The sequence below is a fragment of the Marinobacter sp. LA51 genome, assembly GCF_030297175.1.
Classification (GTDB): Bacteria; Pseudomonadota; Gammaproteobacteria; order Pseudomonadales; family Oleiphilaceae; genus Marinobacter; species Marinobacter apostichopi.
Genome location: NZ_AP028070.1, coordinates 867,312 through 884,554 on the forward strand (window position 1 = coordinate 867,312; position 17,243 = coordinate 884,554).

A 17,243-nucleotide genomic window follows, 5' to 3' on the forward strand; every position below is an offset into this window, starting at 1 on the left:
TGCAGAAAACGAAGGTATCTCGAATAAACATTCTCGAATAAACAGCCTGGAAAGGCTGAACTAACAGCACGAAGGAGTAGGGGAAATGTTTGAACTCGTCGATAATGTCCAGCAAAACGCTGTCATTAAAGTCGTCGGTGTAGGCGGAGGCGGCGGTAACGCCGTGCGTCATATGCTTAACAGCGACATCGAAGGTGTGGAGTTTATCTGCGCCAACACAGATGCCCAGGCACTGACCGACATGGATGCGCGCCAGATCATCCAGCTTGGTGGCAACATCACCAAGGGCCTGGGTGCCGGCGCGAATCCGGAAGTTGGGCGCCAGTCTGCCCTGGAAGATCGCGACCGCATTGCTGAATCTCTGCAAGGCGCCGACATGGTCTTCATCACCGCAGGCATGGGTGGCGGTACCGGTACTGGTGCTGCTCCGGTTGTGGCCGAAGTGGCTCGCGAACTGGGCATCCTGACCGTGGCTGTGGTTACCAAGCCATTCACATTTGAAGGTGGCAAGCGCATGAGTGTCGCCGAGTCCGGCCTGAAGGAGCTGGAAGAGTGCGTCGACTCGCTGATCACCATCCCGAACGAAAAGCTGCTGGCGGTCATGGGCAAGAAGACCAGCCTGCTGGACGCCTTTGCCTCAGCCAACGATGTGCTGTTGGGCGCGGTTCAGGGTATCGCTGATCTTATTACCCGCAACGGCATGATCAACGTCGACTTTGCCGACGTGAAGACGGTGATGTCTGAGATGGGCATGGCAATGATGGGTACAGCCCGCGCCACCGGCGAAAACCGGGCCCGCGAAGCTGCCGAAGCCGCTGTTCGCAGCCCGCTTCTGGAAGATATCAACCTGCAGGGCGCCAAGGGTATCCTGGTCAACATCACCGCCGGTATGGATCTCAACCTGGGCGAGTTCTCCGAGGTTGGCGACATTGTGCGTGAGTTTGCTTCAGATTCCGCCACCGTGGTTGTGGGCACGGTGATTGATCCGGAAATGACCGACGAACTGAAGGTCACCGTAGTAGCGACTGGCCTCGGTGGTGACCGGGAAAAGCCCACCAAGGTGGTGGACAACTCCCGCACACTCGATGGCACAACCGATTACAACCAGTTGGATCGTCCGGCGGTTCTGCGTCGTCGCGCTGTGTCTCACGGCAACGTTGCGATTGACCAGAGCAAGGAAAGCGAAGAGCAGGGTGTCGACTATCTCGATATTCCCGCATTCCTGAGACGTCAGGCTGATTGATAATCTGTTGCAAGTGTGATCCGGTTTAGGCTGCCGCCGTTCCAGCTTCGAGAACTGGGGCGACGAAGGGAACCATTAATCCGGATAAACGTGCGCTGATTACCAAGCGTTGGCTTATTGTAAATTTGACGCAAAGCCGCGTTGGTTAAATGGTACTCAGTCTTACTTTCTGATATTCTCCGGGCAGATTTTTGCTCAGAATATCGACATTTTGTGACGGAATAATGAACCGATGATCAGACAACGGACACTTAAAAACACTATCCGTGCTACCGGTGTAGGGCTGCATTCCGGGGAAAAGGTTTACCTTACCCTGAAGCCGGCTCCGGTCGACTCAGGCATTATCTTCCGGAGGACCGATCTGGACCCAATGGTCGAGATTCGTGCCTGCGCGGAAAATGTGGGTGAGACCATGCTGTCTACGACGCTGGTAAAAGACGGTGTTCGTGTGGCGACAGTAGAGCATTTGCTGTCGGCAATGGCTGGTCTCGGTATCGATAACTGCTTCGTGGAACTCAGCGCTGCTGAAGTGCCGATCATGGATGGCTCCGCTGGACCGTTCGTGTTCCTGCTTCAGTCTGCCGGCATTGCCGAGCAGGAAGCGGCCAAGCGTTTCATCCGCATTAAGCGGGAAGTGACCCTTGAAGAAGGCGACAAGAAGGCGACCTTCCTGCCGTTTGAAGGCTTCAAGGTGAGCTTTGGCATCGACTTTGACCACCCGGTGTTCAAGGGTCGTGCCCAGACCGCAACTGTCGACTTCTCCAGCACCTCGTTCGTAAAAGAGGTGAGCCGCGCTCGGACTTTTGGTTTCATGCGCGACATTGAGAAGCTGCGGGCGATGAATTTGGCCCTCGGTGGCAGCGTGGACAACGCCATTGTGGTTGACGACTACAAGATTCTTAACGAAGACGGTCTTCGTTACGATGACGAGTTTGTTAAGCACAAGGTGCTGGATGCCATCGGCGACCTGTACCTGCTGGGCAATAGCCTGATTGGCGAGTTCCGGGGCATTAAATCCGGTCACGATCTGAATAATAAGCTACTGCGCAAGCTCAGGGCTGAAGAGGATGCGTGGGAAGTGGTTACCTTCGATGACGAAGCGACCGCGCCCATCTCTTACATGAAACCCGTGCTGGCGGCCCCGGCTTAAGGCAGGACGCCTAATCCCGGACGTGGCTTGCGAGTTTTTCGAGAACCTCGCGTAATTTTTTATCCTTCGTGTGCCCGGCTTCCTCTTTGAGGAGCTGGGCATTTTCTTTGCTCAGGGGTGCTTTTTTGAACCTGGGTGCGTCCCGGAATCTTGGCGGGGCAACCTTAACCTTGAGCTTCCAGACGAACTTGAACAGTTCGTTTTCCCGCACGTTCTCCATGATCTCGTGTTGGCGGAAGCGAATCTGGCTGGCTTTGCCGGCGTTCTCTGCGGACAAAACCAGTTCACCTTCCTGGCAGCTGACAAATCGCGTGCCCTCGGCAAGCGAGCCGGGCAGGGCAGACAGCACCTGTTCCTCGGCCTGGCGATGAAGTTCCGCCTTGGTCATGAGCTCTTTCAGGACCGGGGTGCCACCGAGCTTGTCAAAGCTTGCTTTCTGTTCGCTTTTTCGCTTCATGGGCGGGTTTTCACTCGACGAATTTGTTTACGATTGGTTACACTTCGGCACGGTTTATGCGTAGTGCCTGTACTAGACTCGTTTTACATTGTCGAGACGAAGTATGTCTACCCGGGCGCTACGACTTTTCAGTACGTAGTTGTTGTCATGGATGGCAAGCCCATATGGAAATTTCCGGGGCGCAACACTACAGGACACAGGTTGCGACTCAAGATGAAATCAGAAAATGATATGAACATTATCCTTGTTGGCAGGCATCACGGGCAATCCCGCGTGGTGGCACTGAACGCGCCGGTGGCCGTTGGCCTGCTCTGCCTGTTTCTGGCGGTGCTTGGTATGGCGGGCTGGGCAGGTTTTCAGGTTGCGGTCAGCAAGGCTGAGGCCGCGAAACCGACCCCGTCAGCCCTGGTGGCCCATTGGCAGGCGCGGCTGGACGAACAGAAGTCAGAATTGTCGGTGGTACAGCAGGAAGTGCAGCAGCAGATTGATGCGCTGACCCTTCGCCTGGGCCAGATACAGGGCCGCCTACTCCGGCTGGATGCGCTAGGGCAGCGTTTTGTCGAATCCGGACTGGTTGCCAGTGAAGAGTTCAATTTTGACGAGCCAGCGGCCGTTGGTGGCCCGGAAGACAGCGGGGAGCGGGAATCATTCAGCGCACCGGCACTGACCCGGATGATTGAGCGTCTGGAAGACCAGCTGGACGACCGGGAGCAGCAGTTGCGGCTACTCGATAAGCTGGCATCGCGGCAGAAGCTCGAAGATGAAATGTTTGTTGAGGGCCGGCCGATCACCTGGGGATGGCTCTCCTCCAAGTACGGTTACCGTTCCGATCCCTTTAATGGCAAACGCACCTGGCACGACGGCGTCGACCTGGCTGGCAAGGAAGGCAGTGACATTATCTCGGTCGCCGGCGGTGTCGTAACCTGGGCCGGCGAGCGCTACGGCTACGGCAACCTGGTTGAGATCGATCATGGTGACGGTCTGGTCACCCGCTACGGCCACTGCAAGACCATTGAAGTCAACGTCGGTGACGTCGTGCAGAAAGGGCAGGTAGTGGCCCTGATGGGCAGCACCGGCCGATCCACGGGGCCGCACGTGCACTTTGAAGTGCTGCATAACGGCCGTTCCAAGGATCCGGTAAAGTACATCGCCCGGTCCAACAACTGAAGTTCCTTTCCGTTCCACGTGAGGGTTCCTTCCCTCACGTACTGCTGTCCCGGCGTCCTCAGCGTCGCCTTGACCGGCAGTTGGAACATCAACAAGTTATCCCAATCTGTCCGGCCGTGAGCGCTACCTTTTTTCCTGTCGCGAAATAAGGTTAGAATGCCGGCTTCCTCCGATTAATCAAAGAAGCAGTGGTCTATGTTCACAAAGCTTGCAACCAAGATGTTCGGCAGTAAAAATGCCAGAGAAATCAAGCGGATGCGCAAATCAGTGGTGCGCATTAACGAACTTGAGGAACAGTTTGGCAATTTTTCCGACTCCGAACTGCAAGGCAAGACTGCTGAGTTCAGACGTCGAATTGAAGACGGCGAGAGCCTGGACGCCTTGCTGCCGGAAGTTTTCGCCACGGTTCGCGAGGCCAGCCGCCGGGTCATGGGCATGCGTCACTACGATGTCCAGCTGGTTGGTGGTATCACCCTGCACGAAGGCCACATTGCAGAGATGAAAACCGGTGAGGGTAAGACCCTGGTGGCGACCGCATCGGTGTACCTGAATGCTCTGCCGGGTAAAGGCGTTCACGTGGTAACCGTGAACGATTACCTGGCACGCCGTGATGCCGATTGGATGGGCAAGTTGTACCGATTCCTGGGACTGCAGGTCGGCGTTGTTGCGTCCGGTCAGCCGCAGGAAGAGAAGCGTGCCGCCTACCAGGCCGACATTACCTACGGTACCAACAACGAATTTGGTTTCGATTACCTGCGCGACAACATGGCGTTCAGCACCGAAGACAAGGTGCAGCGTGGCCTGAATTACGCCATCGTGGATGAGGTTGACTCGATCTTGATCGACGAGGCGCGGACGCCGCTGATCATCTCTGGCGCCGCAGAGGACAGCTCCAAGCTCTACAAGGCGGTCAACGAGCTGATTCCGAATCTGGAACAGGGCGAAGTGCCGGAAGAAGGTGAACCTACTGGCGATTTCACCATCGATGAAAAGTCCCGTCAGGTTGAGTTGACCGAATCCGGTCACGAGCGCGTCGAAGAACTGCTGCTGGATCAGGGGCTGTTGGCCGAGGGCGAAAGTTTGTATTCGGCCTCAAACCTGAGCTTGCTGCACCACGTCCATTCGGCTCTGCGTGCCCATCACTTGTTCCAGAAGGACGTCGACTACATCGTCCAGGGTGGTCAGGTGGTCATCGTAGACGAGCACACCGGCCGTACCATGCCGGGTCGTCGCTGGAGCGAAGGTCTGCACCAGGCTGTTGAGGCGAAGGAAGGCGTGAATATCCAGGCTGAGAGCCAGACCCTGGCTTCCACCACCTTCCAGAATTACTTCCGTCTCTACGACAAGCTCGCGGGGATGACCGGTACCGCTGACACCGAAGCGTTTGAATTCCGCCAGATCTATGGCCTGGATGTGGTGGTGATTCCGCCCAACAAGCCGATCCAGCGTATCGATTACAATGACCTGATCTACCTGACCCAGGAAGAGAAATTCCACGCCATCATCGATGAGATCAAGGATGTCACCACCGAGGGCCGTCCTATCCTGGTGGGTACCGCGTCCATTGAGGCGTCCGAGCTGTTGTCGATGCTGCTGAAAAAGGCGCGCATTGATCACAAGATCCTGAACGCCAAACAGCACGATTCCGAAGCCCTGATCATTGCCCAGGCCGGTCGCCCCGGTGCGGTCACCATCGCCACCAACATGGCCGGTCGTGGTACCGACATCGTCCTGGGTGGTAACTGGGAGTTTGAAGTCGCGGACATGGAGAATCCGTCCGAGGAAGATGTTGCCAAGATCAAGGCCGAATGGACCGAGCGCCACAACCATGTGTTGGATGCCGGTGGCCTGCACATCATCGGTACCGAGCGGCATGAATCCCGCCGTATCGACAACCAGCTACGTGGTCGTGCCGGTCGTCAGGGCGATCCGGGTTCCTCCCGCTTCTTCCTGTCGCTGGAAGACAACCTCATGCGAATTTTTGCGCCGGATCGGGTCAAGAGCCTGATGCAGGCCATGGGCATGAAGAAGGGCGAGGCCATTGAACACCGGATGGTGACCAATGCCATCGAGAAGTCCCAGCGTAAGGTCGAGGGCCGCAACTTCGACATGCGTAAGACGCTGCTGGAATACGACGACGTCGCCAACGACCAGCGTACGGTGATCTACGAGCAGCGTAACGAAGTGATGTCTTCGGAAGACATTTCTGAGATGGTCGATACCATCCGTTCCGACGTGGTCGACACCATGGTCAGCGAGTACATCCCGCCCCAGAGCATGCCGGAGCAGTGGGATGTGGCCGGGCTGGAATCCCAGCTGCAGTCAGAAATGTCCATCGAGTTGCCGGTGCAGAAGTGGCTTGACGAAGACAGCAACCTGCACGAAGAGAATTTGCGTCAGAAGATCCTCGATGAAATCGTCACCGCGTATAAGGGCAAGGAAGAAATTGCCGGCGCCGAGGCTATGCGCAAGTTCGAAAAGCAGGTCTTCCTGCAGGTGTTGGACACCTTGTGGAAAGAGCACCTGTCGAACATGGACCACCTGCGCCGTGGTATCCACCTGCGCGGTTATGCCCAGAAGAACCCTAAGCAGGAATACAAGCGCGAGGCGTTTAACCTGTTCGAGGACATGCTCGAAACCATGAAGCGCGATGTTACCCGGGTGCTTTGCCACGTCCGGGTGCAGAGCCGGGAAGAGATGGAAGAAGTCGAGCGCCGTCGCAAGCAGGAGCTGGAGCAGGAACTGGCCCGTGCCCGCCTGCGTCACGACGAGACCAGCGCCACCGCAGAAAGTGCGGCTGAAGGCGCCGGCCAGGGCGAGCAGCAGGCTGGCGCTACGCCGGAGACCTTTGTCCGTCAGGAGCGCAAGGTCGGGCGCAACGAACCCTGTCCGTGCGGATCCGGCAAGAAGTACAAGCAATGCCATGGTAAAGTCAGTTAATCGTTGAGACTGAACCAAGGTTCAAGACCCGCAACCTGACATCCTCAGGCTGCGGGTTTTTACGTTATGAATTGCCTGTTTCAGGCATTGTCAGAGGAGATACAGGATGGCAGTAGGTCCCGGAACCTTGCCCGAATTTTTCCCGGTGGCCGGTGTCAAGCTGGGCATTGCCAGCGCCGGTATCAAGAAGCCCGGCCGAAAGGATATCGTAGTGTTCGAACTGGCGCCGGAAAGCCGGGTCGCCGGTATCTTTACCCGCAACCAGTTCTGCGCCGCACCGGTTACCCTGAGCCGGCAGCACCTGGCCGCAAAGGCGCCGCGCTATCTGCTGATCAATACCGGCAATGCTAATGCCGGCACCGGTGAGCGGGGCATGACCGACGCCGTGGCCTGCTGTTCCGCGCTGGCGGACCATGCCGGTGTCAGCGCCACTGAGGTGCTGCCATTCTCCACCGGCGTTATTGGTGAGCCGCTGCCAGTGGCGAAGATTGTCGATGCCTTGCCTGCGGCACTTGCCAGTACCGACGAAAACCGCTGGGCCGAAGCGGCCAGCGGCATCATGACCACCGACACCCGGCCCAAAGGTGCATCCTGCCAGCTGGATCTCGCTGGCCACACCGTGACCATTTCCGGTATCAGCAAGGGCGCGGGCATGATTCGTCCAAACATGGCCACCATGCTGGGTTTCATCGCCACCGATGCCCGCATTGAGCCGACACTGCTGCAGACCCTGGCCTATGAGTTGGGCGAGAAGTCGTTCAACCGTATTACCATCGATGGCGATACCTCCACCAACGACTGCTGCATGTTGATGGCCAGTGGTCAGTACACCGGGCCCGAGATTACCGCGGACAGCCCCGAGTTGCCCAAGCTGCGCGAAGCCCTGCGCCAGGTCTACCTGGATCTGGCGCACGCCATCGTGCGCGACGGCGAGGGCGCCACCAAATTCGTCACCATTGACGTCAGCGGCGCTGCGACTCAGCAGGAGGCGCTGGATGTGGCCTATACAGTGGCGCACTCACCCCTGGTGAAAACAGCCCTGTTTGCCTCCGATCCGAATTGGGGACGGATTCTGGCCGCTGTCGGCCGGGCCGGCGTTCCGGATCTGGATCTCAATGCCCTGGAGATTTTCCTGGGCGAGGTTTGCCTGGTTCGTAACGGTGGCCGCGCCGACGACTACTCGGAAAGCCGTGGTCAGGCGGTCATGGATCGTGAGGACATTACCATCGCCATCGATCTCAAGCGTGGCACGGTGAATGAAACCGTCTGGACCTGCGACTTCTCCCACGACTATGTGACCATTAACGCCGAGTACCGGACCTGAGCATGACCGACGCTGCAGCGCCGATCCGCGAGGTTCACGTCGCCGTCGCGGTGATTATCCGTGATGGCCGGGTGCTGATTGCCCGGCGTCCTGACCATACCCACCAGGGTGGGCTGCTGGAGTTTCCCGGTGGCAAGGTCGAGCCGGGCGAAACGGTCCAGCAGGCACTGGTGCGCGAGATCGCCGAGGAAACTGGTCTGGTAGTGCCGGAGGTGTCGCTGGAGCCGCTTATCGGCATTCGTCACGACTACGGTGACAAGCGGGTGTTCCTGGACGTGTGGCGCACCACAGCAGCCGCCGGTGAGGCCGTCGGCTGCGAGGGTCAGCCCATCGCCTGGGTGGCGCCAGAAGAGCTTCAGGATGATCAGTTTCCGGCTGCCAATCGTCCCATCATCCGGGCCCTGCGATTGCCTCCGGCGTTGGCGATCACCGGCACCATCACCAGCGTTGACCACGGCGCGACGAGCCTGCAGGCGGCGCTGGCGCAACAAGAGCAGTCGTTGATCGTACTTCGGGCTCCGGAGCTGGCGTCAGACGTATACCGAGAGATGGCGCGACAGGCTCTGGCGGTATGCCAGGATTCCGGCACCGGGTTGATCGTCCACGGGGCACCAGCAAGGTTTGCCGATACACCGGGTGCGGCGGGACTGCACCTGCCGTGGCGCGAGGCAGCAAATCTCGTGTCCCGACCGGTTCCGTCTCAGGTCTGGCTCGGTGTGTCCTGCCACAGCGCTGGTGAGCTGGCCCATGCAGTTAAGATCGGGGCGGACTACGCCACCCTGGGCCCACTGCGGGCCACGACCACCCATCCCGGGGCAGAGGGCTTCGGCTGGGACGCGTTTCGAGCCCTGACCGCCGCCGCGCAGATTCCGGTGTTCGGGCTGGGCGGCCTGAACCCTGAAGACATTGACCGTGTCCGCAACGAGGGTGGTCAGGGCATTGCGGGTATCCGGTTCTGGTGGCCGCAAGGCTAATCGTTATCCGGGGCTGTGGCGTTCATCTCTGGTATGCTTTTAATCCTGCCAATCGAAACCCTCATTCAAGACAGTTCTGGAGACACCGTGAGCAAGCTGACGCACCTTGATGATAATGGCGAAGCCCGCATGGTCGATGTCACTGACAAGGCCGTAACCGAGCGCGAAGCCCGGGCCGAGGCCACCATTCGCATGACCCCGGAAACCCTGAACATGATCGTTGCCGGTGACCATCCGAAAGGGGATGTGCTGGCGGTCGCGCGCATTGCGGGCATAATGGCCGCGAAAAAGACCCACGAGCTGATTCCGCTTTGCCATTCCCTCAATCTGACCTCGGTTAAGGTTGAGCTGGCGCCGGGCGAAGACGGTGCCTCGGTGCATATCCAGACCCGATGCAAACTCTCAGGGCAGACGGGTGTCGAAATGGAAGCGCTGACTGCGGCCAGCGTTGCGGCGCTGACGCTGTACGACATGTGCAAGGCGGTGGACCGCGGGATGGAAATTGGTGCCGTGCGCCTGCTGGAAAAGAAGGGCGGACGCAGCGGCCACTGGGTATCACCGACAGCCGCGTGCTAGAATGCGCGGCCCGATTGACTGAACCACGAGGAACCACTGTGGCTGTTCGTTATATCCAGACCTGCCGTTTGCCGACCCCGTTCGGTGTTTTTGACATGCACGGCTTTGAGGAACCGGACACGGGTAAAGAGCATGTGGCCCTGACTCTGGGTGAACTGGACAGAAACGAGCCCATGCTGGCCCGCACTCACTCCGAGTGCCTCACAGGCGACGCGCTGTACAGCATGCGCTGTGACTGTGGCTACCAGCTGGAAGAAGCCTTGCGCAGTATTGCCCGGGAAGGCCGTGGCATTCTCATGTACCTGCGTCAGGAAGGCCGTGGCATTGGCCTGCTGAACAAGATCCGTGCTTACAACCTGCAGGATCAGGGCGCCGATACGGTTGAGGCCAACGAGCAGCTTGGTTTCGCCGCCGACCTTCGGGACTACAGCATGTGCAAGGACATGCTGGAGCATCTGGGCATCAAGAGCCTGAGGCTGATGACCAACAACCCGAAGAAGGTTAAAGCCCTGGAGTCGTACGGCATCGATATCACCGAGCGGGTGCCGCTGCATGTGGGCCGGAACCCCCACAATGAGCACTACCTGGACACCAAGCAGAGCAAACTCGGGCACTGGCTGGAAACCCATCAGGACGACGATCTCACCGACTGAGGTTGGGAGCTCTTGCCAGTAGCATGAAAAAGCCCGCCAAATGGCGGGCTTTTTTGTGGCAGCTGTTCAGGGCTTTCCCCAGTTCAAGACTGTCTACCAGTTCAAGACTGCTTCACCGCCTTCAGGCTCTGACGCTGCAGGCGCTCCATGCGCCCTTCGATGGCGATGCGGATGCCGTCGGCATCGAGGCCGCAGTCATGCAGCAGTTCGCCGTGCTTGCCGTGATCAATAAAGGTGTCCGGCAGGCCCAGCTGCAGCACCGGCATCTGTACCTCGCGATGGTTCAGGAACTCGGTTACCGCGCTGCCGGCGCCACCCGCAATGGCGTTTTCTTCAAGTGTTACCAGCAACTCGTGCTGCTCGGCCAGGGCCACGATCAGCTCCTCGTCCAGTGGCTTCACAAAGCGCATGTCTGCCACCGTCGCACCCAGAGCCTCAGCTGCCTCCAGCGCAGGTGTCAGAAGAGTACCAAAGTTCAGGATGGCAATGCTGCTGCCGTCACGAACGCGTCGACCCTTGCCGATGGGCAGTCCGTCCAGCGACCGCTGGATTTCTGCGCCAGGGCCAGTACCACGGGGATATCGAACGGCAGCCGGGCCGCTGAACATCAGGCCGGTTTGCAGCAGCTGACGGGTTTCATTTTCATCCGACGGTGTCATCACCAGCATGTTCGGGATGCAGCGGAGGTAGCTGATATCAAAGGCGCCAGCGTGGGTCGGGCCATCCTCGCCCACGAGCCCAGCCCGGTCGATAGCGAACAGCACGTCCAGGTTCTGGATCGCAACGTCGTGGATGAGCTGGTCGTAACCCCGTTGCAGGAAGGTCGAATAAATTGCCAGGACCGGTTTGGCGCCATCGCAGGCGAGCCCGGCGGCCAGGGTGACCGAATGTTGCTCGGCAATGGCGACATCGAAATAGCGCTCAGGATAGCGTTCGGCAAACGCCAGCAGATCCGAGCCCTCGCACATGGCGGGGGTGATACCAACCACCCGTTCGTCCTGCTCTGCGGTGTCGCACAGCCACTGACCAAAGACGTTGGCGTACTTGGGCTTCGCCGGCTTGGGGGTAACTGGTTCGGGTTTGTGGGCCGGAACCGGCTCGATCTTGTTAATGGCGTGATAGCCAATTGGGTCGGCTTCGGCCGGGGCAAAGCCTTTGCCCTTGGTGGTTACCACGTGCAGGAACTGAGGCCCTTCGAGTTCCCGGATGTTTTCCAGGGTCTCGACCAGCAACGGCAAGTCGTGGCCATCGATAGGACCGATGTAATTGAAGCCCAGTTCCTCGAAGAGAGTGCCGGGGGCGATCATGCCCTTGAAGTGCTCTTCGGTTTTCTTGGCCAGGGCCATCAGGTGCGGCGTGCCCTGAAGCACCTTCTTGCTGCTGTCGCGAACCTGATTGTAGGTCCGGCTGGCCAGCAGTTTGGCGAAGTAATTGGAGAGTCCACCGACATTGCGGGAGATCGACATGTCGTTGTCGTTCAGGATCACCAGCATGTCGGAGTGGAGGTGGCCGGCATGGTTCAGGGCCTCGAAAGCCATGCCCGCGGTCATCGCACCGTCACCGATGACCGCAATACTCTTGCGACCGGTATTCTGCATGCGGGCAGCGATGGCCATGCCCAGGGCCGCACTGATGGAGGTGCTGGAATGACCCACACCAAAGGTGTCGTACTCGCTCTCGGCGCGCTTCGGGAAGCCGGCCAGGCCGTCCTTGCGGCGAATGGTGCCCATCTGTTCACGTCGGCCGGTGAGAATCTTATGGGGGTAGGCCTGGTGACCTACGTCCCAGACGAGCCGGTCTTCCGGAGTGTTGAAGACGTAATGCAAAGCCACGGTCAGCTCGAGCACGCCAAGACCGGCGCCAAAATGGCCTCCGGTCTGGCCCACAGACCACAGCAAAAACGCGCGCAGTTCCCGGGCCAGCTGCGTAAGCTGCTCAGACGGCAACTCTCGCAGCTGGGCCGGGGCATCGATCCGGTCCAGCAGCGGGGTGTTGGGCCGCTGTGACGGGATTTCCTTGAATGTGTAAGTATCCTGCATCTGCTCGGGTCTTTTTCGGAATGTTCGGTAACTGCCTGGCATTATAGGGGAACAGGGCTGCCTGTTTCACACCAATCGGGCCAGTTGTTACGCATTGATTAAAGTCAGTGTGCGCCCTTCGGGGGCAGGGGTTCAATGGGTTCGTGCCACCACGTAATCCGCCATTGCCCGCAATGGGTCCGCCTCGGGGCCAAAGGCTTGGAGACTCTCGAGCGCACCGGAAAGTAACGCGGCCAGGTGCTCCCGGGCACCGGCCACGCCCAGCAGGGCCGGATATGTCGGTTTGGCGCGGGCAGCGTCTGAGCCCTGGGGTTTGCCGATCACCTCGGTGTCACCTTCGATATCCAGGAGATCGTCCTGAACCTGGAATGCCAGGCCCAGGGCGCGGGCATAGGCAGTCAGGTCCGTCAAAGTGGCTTCTGACACCGATGGTGCGGTCAAGGCGCCGAGCCGTACGCTGGCCTCGATCAGGGCGCCGGTCTTGTGCCGATGCATGGTTTCGAGCTGGCTCAGAGACAGCGTTTTGCCTACTGACTCAAGATCGATGGCCTGGCCACCAACCATGCCCAGATAGCCACTGGCGCGCGCCAGCTCCTGGATCATCGCCAGCCGTGCCTCGGCACTGCCTTCACTGTTGCCGGCCAGCAAGCCAAAGGCCAGGGTCTGCAAGGCATCGCCGGCCAGAATGGCGGTCGCCTCGTCAAATGCAATGTGCGTGGTGGGTCGGCCCCGGCGCAACTCGTCATCGTCCATGGCCGGCAGATCGTCGTGAATCAGGGAGTAGGCGTGGATCAGTTCCACCGAACAGGCAGGTGCCAGACCCTGGTCACCGGCTTGTCCAACCGCTTTGGCCGCGGCCAGGCACAACGCAGGACGGATGCGCTTGCCGCCGCCGAGCACGCTGTAACGCATGGCTTCCTGGAGCCGTTCGGAGGCTGCGCTTCGTTCGATGCATCGATCCAGCTCCGCGTCCACGCGAACTCGGCAGGTCTCCAGGAAATCCATGGCCAGTTTGTTCTGATCAGTCATCAGTTGGCATCGTCCGGCTTGAACGGTCGGGTTTCCAGGGAGCCATCGCTGTTCTGGACCAGCTGTTCCACACGTTGCTCGGCACTCTTCAGGGCTTGTTGGCATTCCCGGGTCAGTTTGACGCCCCGTTCGAATGCGGTGAGCGACTGCTCAAGAGAAAGTTCGCCCTGCTCTAGGTCCCGAACCAGCTTCTCCAGTTCATCGAGGGATTTTTCGAAGTCTGCAATGGATGTGGCGCCTTGTTCACTGGCCATCAGGGCCCTCCGATCGGGTGTCAGAATTTGGCGGATTATACCAGAGCTTGCGGGCTATCGCTGCCACTGGAAACGGCGATATTCAAGTGCTTGCGCGTTGGGGCCCCAGCCTTGTTCGCTGACCGTGATCTGGCCATGGCGAGACACGCTTACAATGGTGGTGGCACGGGTTCCGTAGGCGTCGCCGACAATGAACGGTGATGACAGGAAACGCTCGGTGTCCAGGCCAACGCCGGTGTCGGGAAGTAGGTCATCCGGTGCCGGCGTGGTGTCCTGGAGCAGAGGAATCAATGCCTGGTGCAGTTGGTCCGGGTCGCCACCGGACGAGGCCACCACCTCGGCGACGTTCTGGCGGAGCCGAAGCAGCTTTGGCCAAGGCGTTTGCAGCAGATGGTTGCTGAGCCCGTAGGCGCCGCGATGCACCCGTCGGCCGGGGTGGGCGTCCCGGTTGCTGTAATACCAGCCAGATGCGTCGTTCAGGTGCACCAGGTTGAAGCCGGCATACTGTTCGGTTTGGCTCGACAGCGAGCTTGCAAGGACTGGAATGGGTTCCGCCAGGGCGCGAATCGGTAACTCGCCGCGGCTGCTCTGGCCGGTTTCGGGGGAGCCTTCGCGGACATTGGTCACGGCGCTGACGCGGCCGTCCCGGTCCACCGCAAGCCAGGTTCCGCCTGATTGCAGATCACGGCCGGCCAGGATCTCGGTGCCCTGTTCCGTCGTCCACCAGTCCATTGCCGCCGTCGGTCGGCGGAAAAATTCATCCCGGTTAGCGGCCACTACGAGAGGGAAGTCGGGATGCTGGCCTAGGGTGAAAGCAATCAGGCACATGGCGTTACGCGGCGCTCCGGGAGTTAATGAAGTTGCAAGTTGTGGTGTGTATCATACCAGCCTTGTTTTCTTGGGGGTGTGAGCAAGGTAATGACCCTGTTTTACGTGTTTTCGTCCTACCTCGCGCTGGGCGCCCTGGCCGGCACTCTGGCCGGCCTGTTCGGTATCGGTGGCGGGCTGATTATTGTCCCGGTTCTGATCTTCAGTTTTGGCCTCCAGGGCGTGAGCCCCGAGGTGACGGCCCACCTGGCGGTCGGCACGTCACTGGCGACCATCGTGTTCACCTCCCTGAGTTCGATTCGTTCGCATGACGCCCGCGGCGCCGTGCGCTGGGAAATCTTCCGGCCCATGGCCGTGGGTATCGTGGTTGGTGCGGTTCTGGGTGCCTGGTCGGCGTCATTGCTTAGTGGCCCAGCGTTGGAACTTGTCATTGGTATTTTTGTCATTGCCGTGGCGATCAAGATGCTGACCGGTGCCAATCCAAAACCAGGCCGGGATGTGCCCGGTCATACTGGACTGGCGGCCTCCGGCGGACTCGTTGGCTGGGCGTCGGCAATCTTTGGCATCGGCGGTGGCACCCTGACCGTGCCGTACCTGAACTGGTGCAACGTGCGCATGCAGCAGGCGGTCGGAACATCGGCGGCTTGTGGGCTGCCCATCGCCGTGGCCGGCGCCCTGGGTAACATCTGGACCGGCTGGAATCATGCAAGCCTGCCGGAATACAGCGTCGGCTTTATTTATCTGCCAGCGTTTATAGGCATTGTGTTGACCAGCGTGTTCTTTGCTCGCTTCGGGGCCGCGCTGGCGCACCGCCTCGATGGCGCAGTGCTGAAACGAATCTTCGCCGTGGTCCTGCTGGTTGTGGGGCTCCGTTTCCTTCTGAGTTAAGAGGTAGTCGATGCTGCAGCATCCCCAAATAGATCCGGTGGCCGTCGCCATTGGACCGTTCAAGATTCACTGGTACGGCCTGACCTATCTGGTTGGCTTTGTAGCGGGTTGGTGGCTGGGCCGGCTGCGCACCCGCAAACCCTGGTCGCCGATCAACGAAGAACAAATGGGCGACCTGCTGTTCTACCTGGCGTTAGGCGTGATTTTGGGTGGCCGCTTCGGCTATGTGATTTTCTACAACTTCGACGTCTTCCTGGCGGACCCACTGTGGTTGCTGCGAGTTTGGGAAGGAGGTATGTCTTTCCACGGTGGCCTGCTGGGCGTGATGTTTGCGATGTGGTGGTATGGCCGCAAGGTCGGTTCTGGTTTCTGGAAAATCGCCGATTTCGTAGCCCCGTTGGTGCCGGTCGGCCTCGGTGCCGGGCGTATCGGCAACTTTATCAACGGCGAGCTCTGGGGCAAGCCGACCGACGTGACCTGGGGTATGGTGTTCCGCACGGCGCCGGACAGCCTGGCCCGACACCCGTCCCAGCTGTATCAGTTTGCCCTCGAAGGTGTGGCGTTGTTCGTCATCCTCTGGTGGTTCTCCGCGAATCCCCGGCCGAGAATGGCGGTATCCGGCATGTTCCTGATCTTCTATGGGATCTTCCGGTTCCTGGTTGAATTCGTGCGCGAGCCGGACCCACAGTTGGGCTACCTGGCCTTTGACTGGCTGACTATGGGGCAGGTGTTGTCGACACCGATGATCCTGGCCGGCGCCGTACTCATGTTTATTGCTTATCGGAGAACTGCAGAATGAAAGCCTATCTCGACCTGATGCAGGACGTCGTGGATAACGGATTCAACAAAGGGGACCGAACCGGCGTCGGTACCCGCTCCGTGTTTGGCCGTCAGCTGCGCTTCAATCTGCAGGATGGTTTCCCTCTGGTGACCACCAAGAAGGTTCACCTGCGCAGCATTATTTACGAGCTGCTCTGGTTCCTGAACGGCTCCACGGATAATAACTGGCTGAAAGAGCGCAAAGTCTCGATCTGGAACGAGTGGGCGCTGGAAGACGGCGATCTCGGGCCAATCTACGGCAAGCAATGGCGCAGCTGGCAGTGCCCGGACGGCCGGGTAGTGGACCAGATCAGCGAGGTTATCGAGCAGATCAAGACCAAGCCCAACTCCCGCCGCCTGATTGTCTCGGCCTGGAATCCGGCTGAACTGCCGGACGAATCCATCGGCCCCCAGGACAACGCGCGCGAAGGTCGCATGGCGCTGGCCCCATGCCACTGCCTGTTCCAGTTCTACGTGGCCGACGGCAAGCTCTCCTGCCAGCTATACCAGCGCAGTGCCGACCTATTCCTGGGCGTACCGTTCAACATCGCCTCCTACGCCTTGCTGACCCACATGATTGCCCAGCAATGCGATCTGGACGTGGGTGAGTTTGTGCATACCTTCGGCGATTGCCACCTGTACCAGAACCACCTGACCGACGACATCGTATTCGAACAGCTCAAGCGCGAACCGCTCGGGTTGCCCAAACTGGTCATCAAGCGTAAGCCGGCTTCGATCTTTGAGTACGAGCTGGAAGATTTCGAGTTTGAAGGTTACGAGCCGTACCCGGTGATCAAGGCGCCGATCGCGATCTAAGTTGCGGTAGGCTATCTCATATTTTGATTGCGAGGGGTGGGGCGAGCTGCTCAAAACTGTGCGGAGCCATGGATGGCGGAGCTCAA

Annotated in this window: 16 protein-coding genes; 11 read left to right on the forward strand and 5 right to left on the reverse strand. The window is 59.4% G+C overall.

What is annotated here, in order from left to right; genetic code table 11:
• The first annotated feature begins 85 nt into the window (after nt 1-85).
• Entirely contained in the window at nt 86-1,243 is a 1,158-nt protein-coding gene (gene ftsZ, locus QUE89_RS03950; protein ID WP_286221928.1) for a cell division protein FtsZ, read from the forward strand.
• Nucleotides 1,244-1,475: 232 nt separating this feature from the next.
• A complete protein-coding gene (lpxC, locus tag QUE89_RS03955; protein WP_138440933.1) occupies nt 1,476-2,393 on the forward strand; it encodes a UDP-3-O-acyl-N-acetylglucosamine deacetylase in 918 nt (305 codons plus the stop codon).
• A 10-nt stretch (nt 2,394-2,403) separates the two neighbouring features.
• Here the strand turns inward: lpxC and QUE89_RS03960 are convergent, their stop codons facing one another.
• Complete coding sequence (locus QUE89_RS03960; protein WP_286221929.1) at nt 2,404-2,850, reverse strand: DUF721 domain-containing protein; 447 nt, start codon at nt 2,848-2,850, stop codon at nt 2,404-2,406.
• 231 nt (nt 2,851-3,081) lie between these two features.
• Here QUE89_RS03960 and QUE89_RS03965 point away from each other — a divergent pair, with 231 nt between their 5' ends.
• The 6 genes from QUE89_RS03965 (at nt 3,082) to ribA (ending at nt 10,484) form a co-directional block, all read left to right on the forward strand.
• On the forward strand, nt 3,082-4,017 hold the full coding sequence (locus QUE89_RS03965) for a M23 family metallopeptidase (protein WP_286221930.1): 936 nt from the start codon (nt 3,082-3,084) through the stop codon (nt 4,015-4,017).
• Between the two features lie 195 nt (nt 4,018-4,212).
• Nucleotides 4,213-6,957, forward strand: a complete 2,745-nt coding sequence (gene secA, locus QUE89_RS03970) for a preprotein translocase subunit SecA (RefSeq protein WP_286221931.1) — start codon at nt 4,213-4,215, stop codon at nt 6,955-6,957.
• 106 nt (nt 6,958-7,063) lie between these two features.
• Nucleotides 7,064-8,281: a bifunctional glutamate N-acetyltransferase/amino-acid acetyltransferase ArgJ gene (argJ, locus tag QUE89_RS03975; RefSeq protein ID WP_286221932.1), complete on the forward strand. Its 1,218-nt coding sequence runs from the start codon at nt 7,064-7,066 to the stop codon at nt 8,279-8,281.
• A gap of 2 nt (nt 8,282-8,283) precedes the next feature.
• Entirely contained in the window at nt 8,284-9,255 is a 972-nt protein-coding gene (locus QUE89_RS03980; RefSeq protein WP_286221933.1) for a Nudix family hydrolase, read from the forward strand.
• Nucleotides 9,256-9,342: 87 nt separating this feature from the next.
• Nucleotides 9,343-9,831 carry a cyclic pyranopterin monophosphate synthase MoaC gene (moaC, locus tag QUE89_RS03985; RefSeq protein WP_138440927.1) on the forward strand — a complete coding sequence of 163 codons (489 nt, stop codon included), beginning with the start codon at nt 9,343-9,345 and terminating at the stop codon, nt 9,829-9,831.
• Between the two features lie 95 nt (nt 9,832-9,926).
• A complete protein-coding gene (ribA, locus tag QUE89_RS03990) occupies nt 9,927-10,484 on the forward strand; it encodes a GTP cyclohydrolase II (protein ID WP_434784099.1) in 558 nt (185 codons plus the stop codon).
• 101 nt (nt 10,485-10,585) lie between these two features.
• Here the strand turns inward: ribA and dxs are convergent, their stop codons facing one another.
• The 4 genes from dxs to QUE89_RS04010 all read right to left on the reverse strand — a co-directional run bounded on the left by dxs (nt 10,586) and on the right by QUE89_RS04010 (nt 14,634).
• Nucleotides 10,586-12,523, reverse strand: a complete 1,938-nt coding sequence (dxs, locus tag QUE89_RS03995; protein WP_286221935.1) for a 1-deoxy-D-xylulose-5-phosphate synthase — start codon at nt 12,521-12,523, stop codon at nt 10,586-10,588.
• A gap of 132 nt (nt 12,524-12,655) precedes the next feature.
• A complete protein-coding gene (locus tag QUE89_RS04000; protein ID WP_286221936.1) occupies nt 12,656-13,552 on the reverse strand; it encodes a polyprenyl synthetase family protein in 897 nt (298 codons plus the stop codon).
• Nucleotides 13,552-13,806, reverse strand: coding sequence for an exodeoxyribonuclease VII small subunit (locus QUE89_RS04005; RefSeq protein WP_286221937.1), 255 nt, complete (start codon nt 13,804-13,806; stop codon nt 13,552-13,554). The genes QUE89_RS04000 and QUE89_RS04005 overlap by 1 nt, the downstream gene beginning before the upstream one ends.
• A 54-nt stretch (nt 13,807-13,860) precedes the next feature.
• The gene (locus tag QUE89_RS04010) at nt 13,861-14,634 is read right to left on the reverse strand and encodes an NRDE family protein (RefSeq protein WP_286221938.1); all 774 of its coding nucleotides are present in this window, start codon (nt 14,632-14,634) and stop codon (nt 13,861-13,863) included.
• A gap of 90 nt (nt 14,635-14,724) precedes the next feature.
• On the opposite strand from QUE89_RS04010, the gene QUE89_RS04015 reads away from it, so the two are divergent.
• Genes QUE89_RS04015 through QUE89_RS04025 form a run of 3 tightly spaced genes read left to right on the forward strand, consistent with a single transcriptional unit; the run spans nt 14,725 to nt 17,157 of the window.
• Nucleotides 14,725-15,522 (forward strand): sulfite exporter TauE/SafE family protein, encoded by a 798-nt coding sequence (locus QUE89_RS04015; RefSeq protein ID WP_286221939.1) that lies wholly within the window; start codon nt 14,725-14,727, stop codon nt 15,520-15,522.
• A gap of 10 nt (nt 15,523-15,532) precedes the next feature.
• The gene (gene lgt, locus QUE89_RS04020) at nt 15,533-16,321 is read left to right on the forward strand and encodes a prolipoprotein diacylglyceryl transferase (RefSeq protein WP_286221940.1); all 789 of its coding nucleotides are present in this window, start codon (nt 15,533-15,535) and stop codon (nt 16,319-16,321) included.
• Nucleotides 16,318-17,157: a thymidylate synthase gene (locus tag QUE89_RS04025; RefSeq protein WP_286221941.1), complete on the forward strand. Its 840-nt coding sequence runs from the start codon at nt 16,318-16,320 to the stop codon at nt 17,155-17,157. Before lgt ends, QUE89_RS04025 begins: the two co-directional genes overlap by 4 nt.
• The last annotated feature ends 86 nt before the right edge of the window (nt 17,158-17,243 follow it).

Coding starts and splice junctions, on each gene's coding strand:
- QUE89_RS04010 (WP_286221938.1), bottom strand. CDS start 14,634: ATGTGCCTGATTGCTTTCACCCTAGGCCAGCATCCCGACTTCCCTCTC.
- QUE89_RS04000 (WP_286221936.1), bottom strand. CDS start 13,552: ATGACTGATCAGAACAAACTGGCCATGGATTTCCTGGAGACCTGCCGA.
- secA (WP_286221931.1), top strand. CDS start 4,213: ATGTTCACAAAGCTTGCAACCAAGATGTTCGGCAGTAAAAATGCCAGA.
- ftsZ (WP_286221928.1), top strand. CDS start 86: ATGTTTGAACTCGTCGATAATGTCCAGCAAAACGCTGTCATTAAAGTC.
- argJ (WP_286221932.1), top strand. CDS start 7,064: ATGGCAGTAGGTCCCGGAACCTTGCCCGAATTTTTCCCGGTGGCCGGT.
- ribA (WP_434784099.1), top strand. CDS start 9,927: ATGCACGGCTTTGAGGAACCGGACACGGGTAAAGAGCATGTGGCCCTG.
- QUE89_RS04025 (WP_286221941.1), top strand. CDS start 16,318: ATGAAAGCCTATCTCGACCTGATGCAGGACGTCGTGGATAACGGATTC.
- dxs (WP_286221935.1), bottom strand. CDS start 12,523: ATGCAGGATACTTACACATTCAAGGAAATCCCGTCACAGCGGCCCAAC.
- lgt (WP_286221940.1), top strand. CDS start 15,533: ATGCTGCAGCATCCCCAAATAGATCCGGTGGCCGTCGCCATTGGACCG.
- QUE89_RS04005 (WP_286221937.1), bottom strand. CDS start 13,806: ATGGCCAGTGAACAAGGCGCCACATCCATTGCAGACTTCGAAAAATCC.
- QUE89_RS04015 (WP_286221939.1), top strand. CDS start 14,725: ATGACCCTGTTTTACGTGTTTTCGTCCTACCTCGCGCTGGGCGCCCTG.
- QUE89_RS03965 (WP_286221930.1), top strand. CDS start 3,082: ATGAACATTATCCTTGTTGGCAGGCATCACGGGCAATCCCGCGTGGTG.
- QUE89_RS03960 (WP_286221929.1), bottom strand. CDS start 2,850: ATGAAGCGAAAAAGCGAACAGAAAGCAAGCTTTGACAAGCTCGGTGGC.
- lpxC (WP_138440933.1), top strand. CDS start 1,476: ATGATCAGACAACGGACACTTAAAAACACTATCCGTGCTACCGGTGTA.
- QUE89_RS03980 (WP_286221933.1), top strand. CDS start 8,284: ATGACCGACGCTGCAGCGCCGATCCGCGAGGTTCACGTCGCCGTCGCG.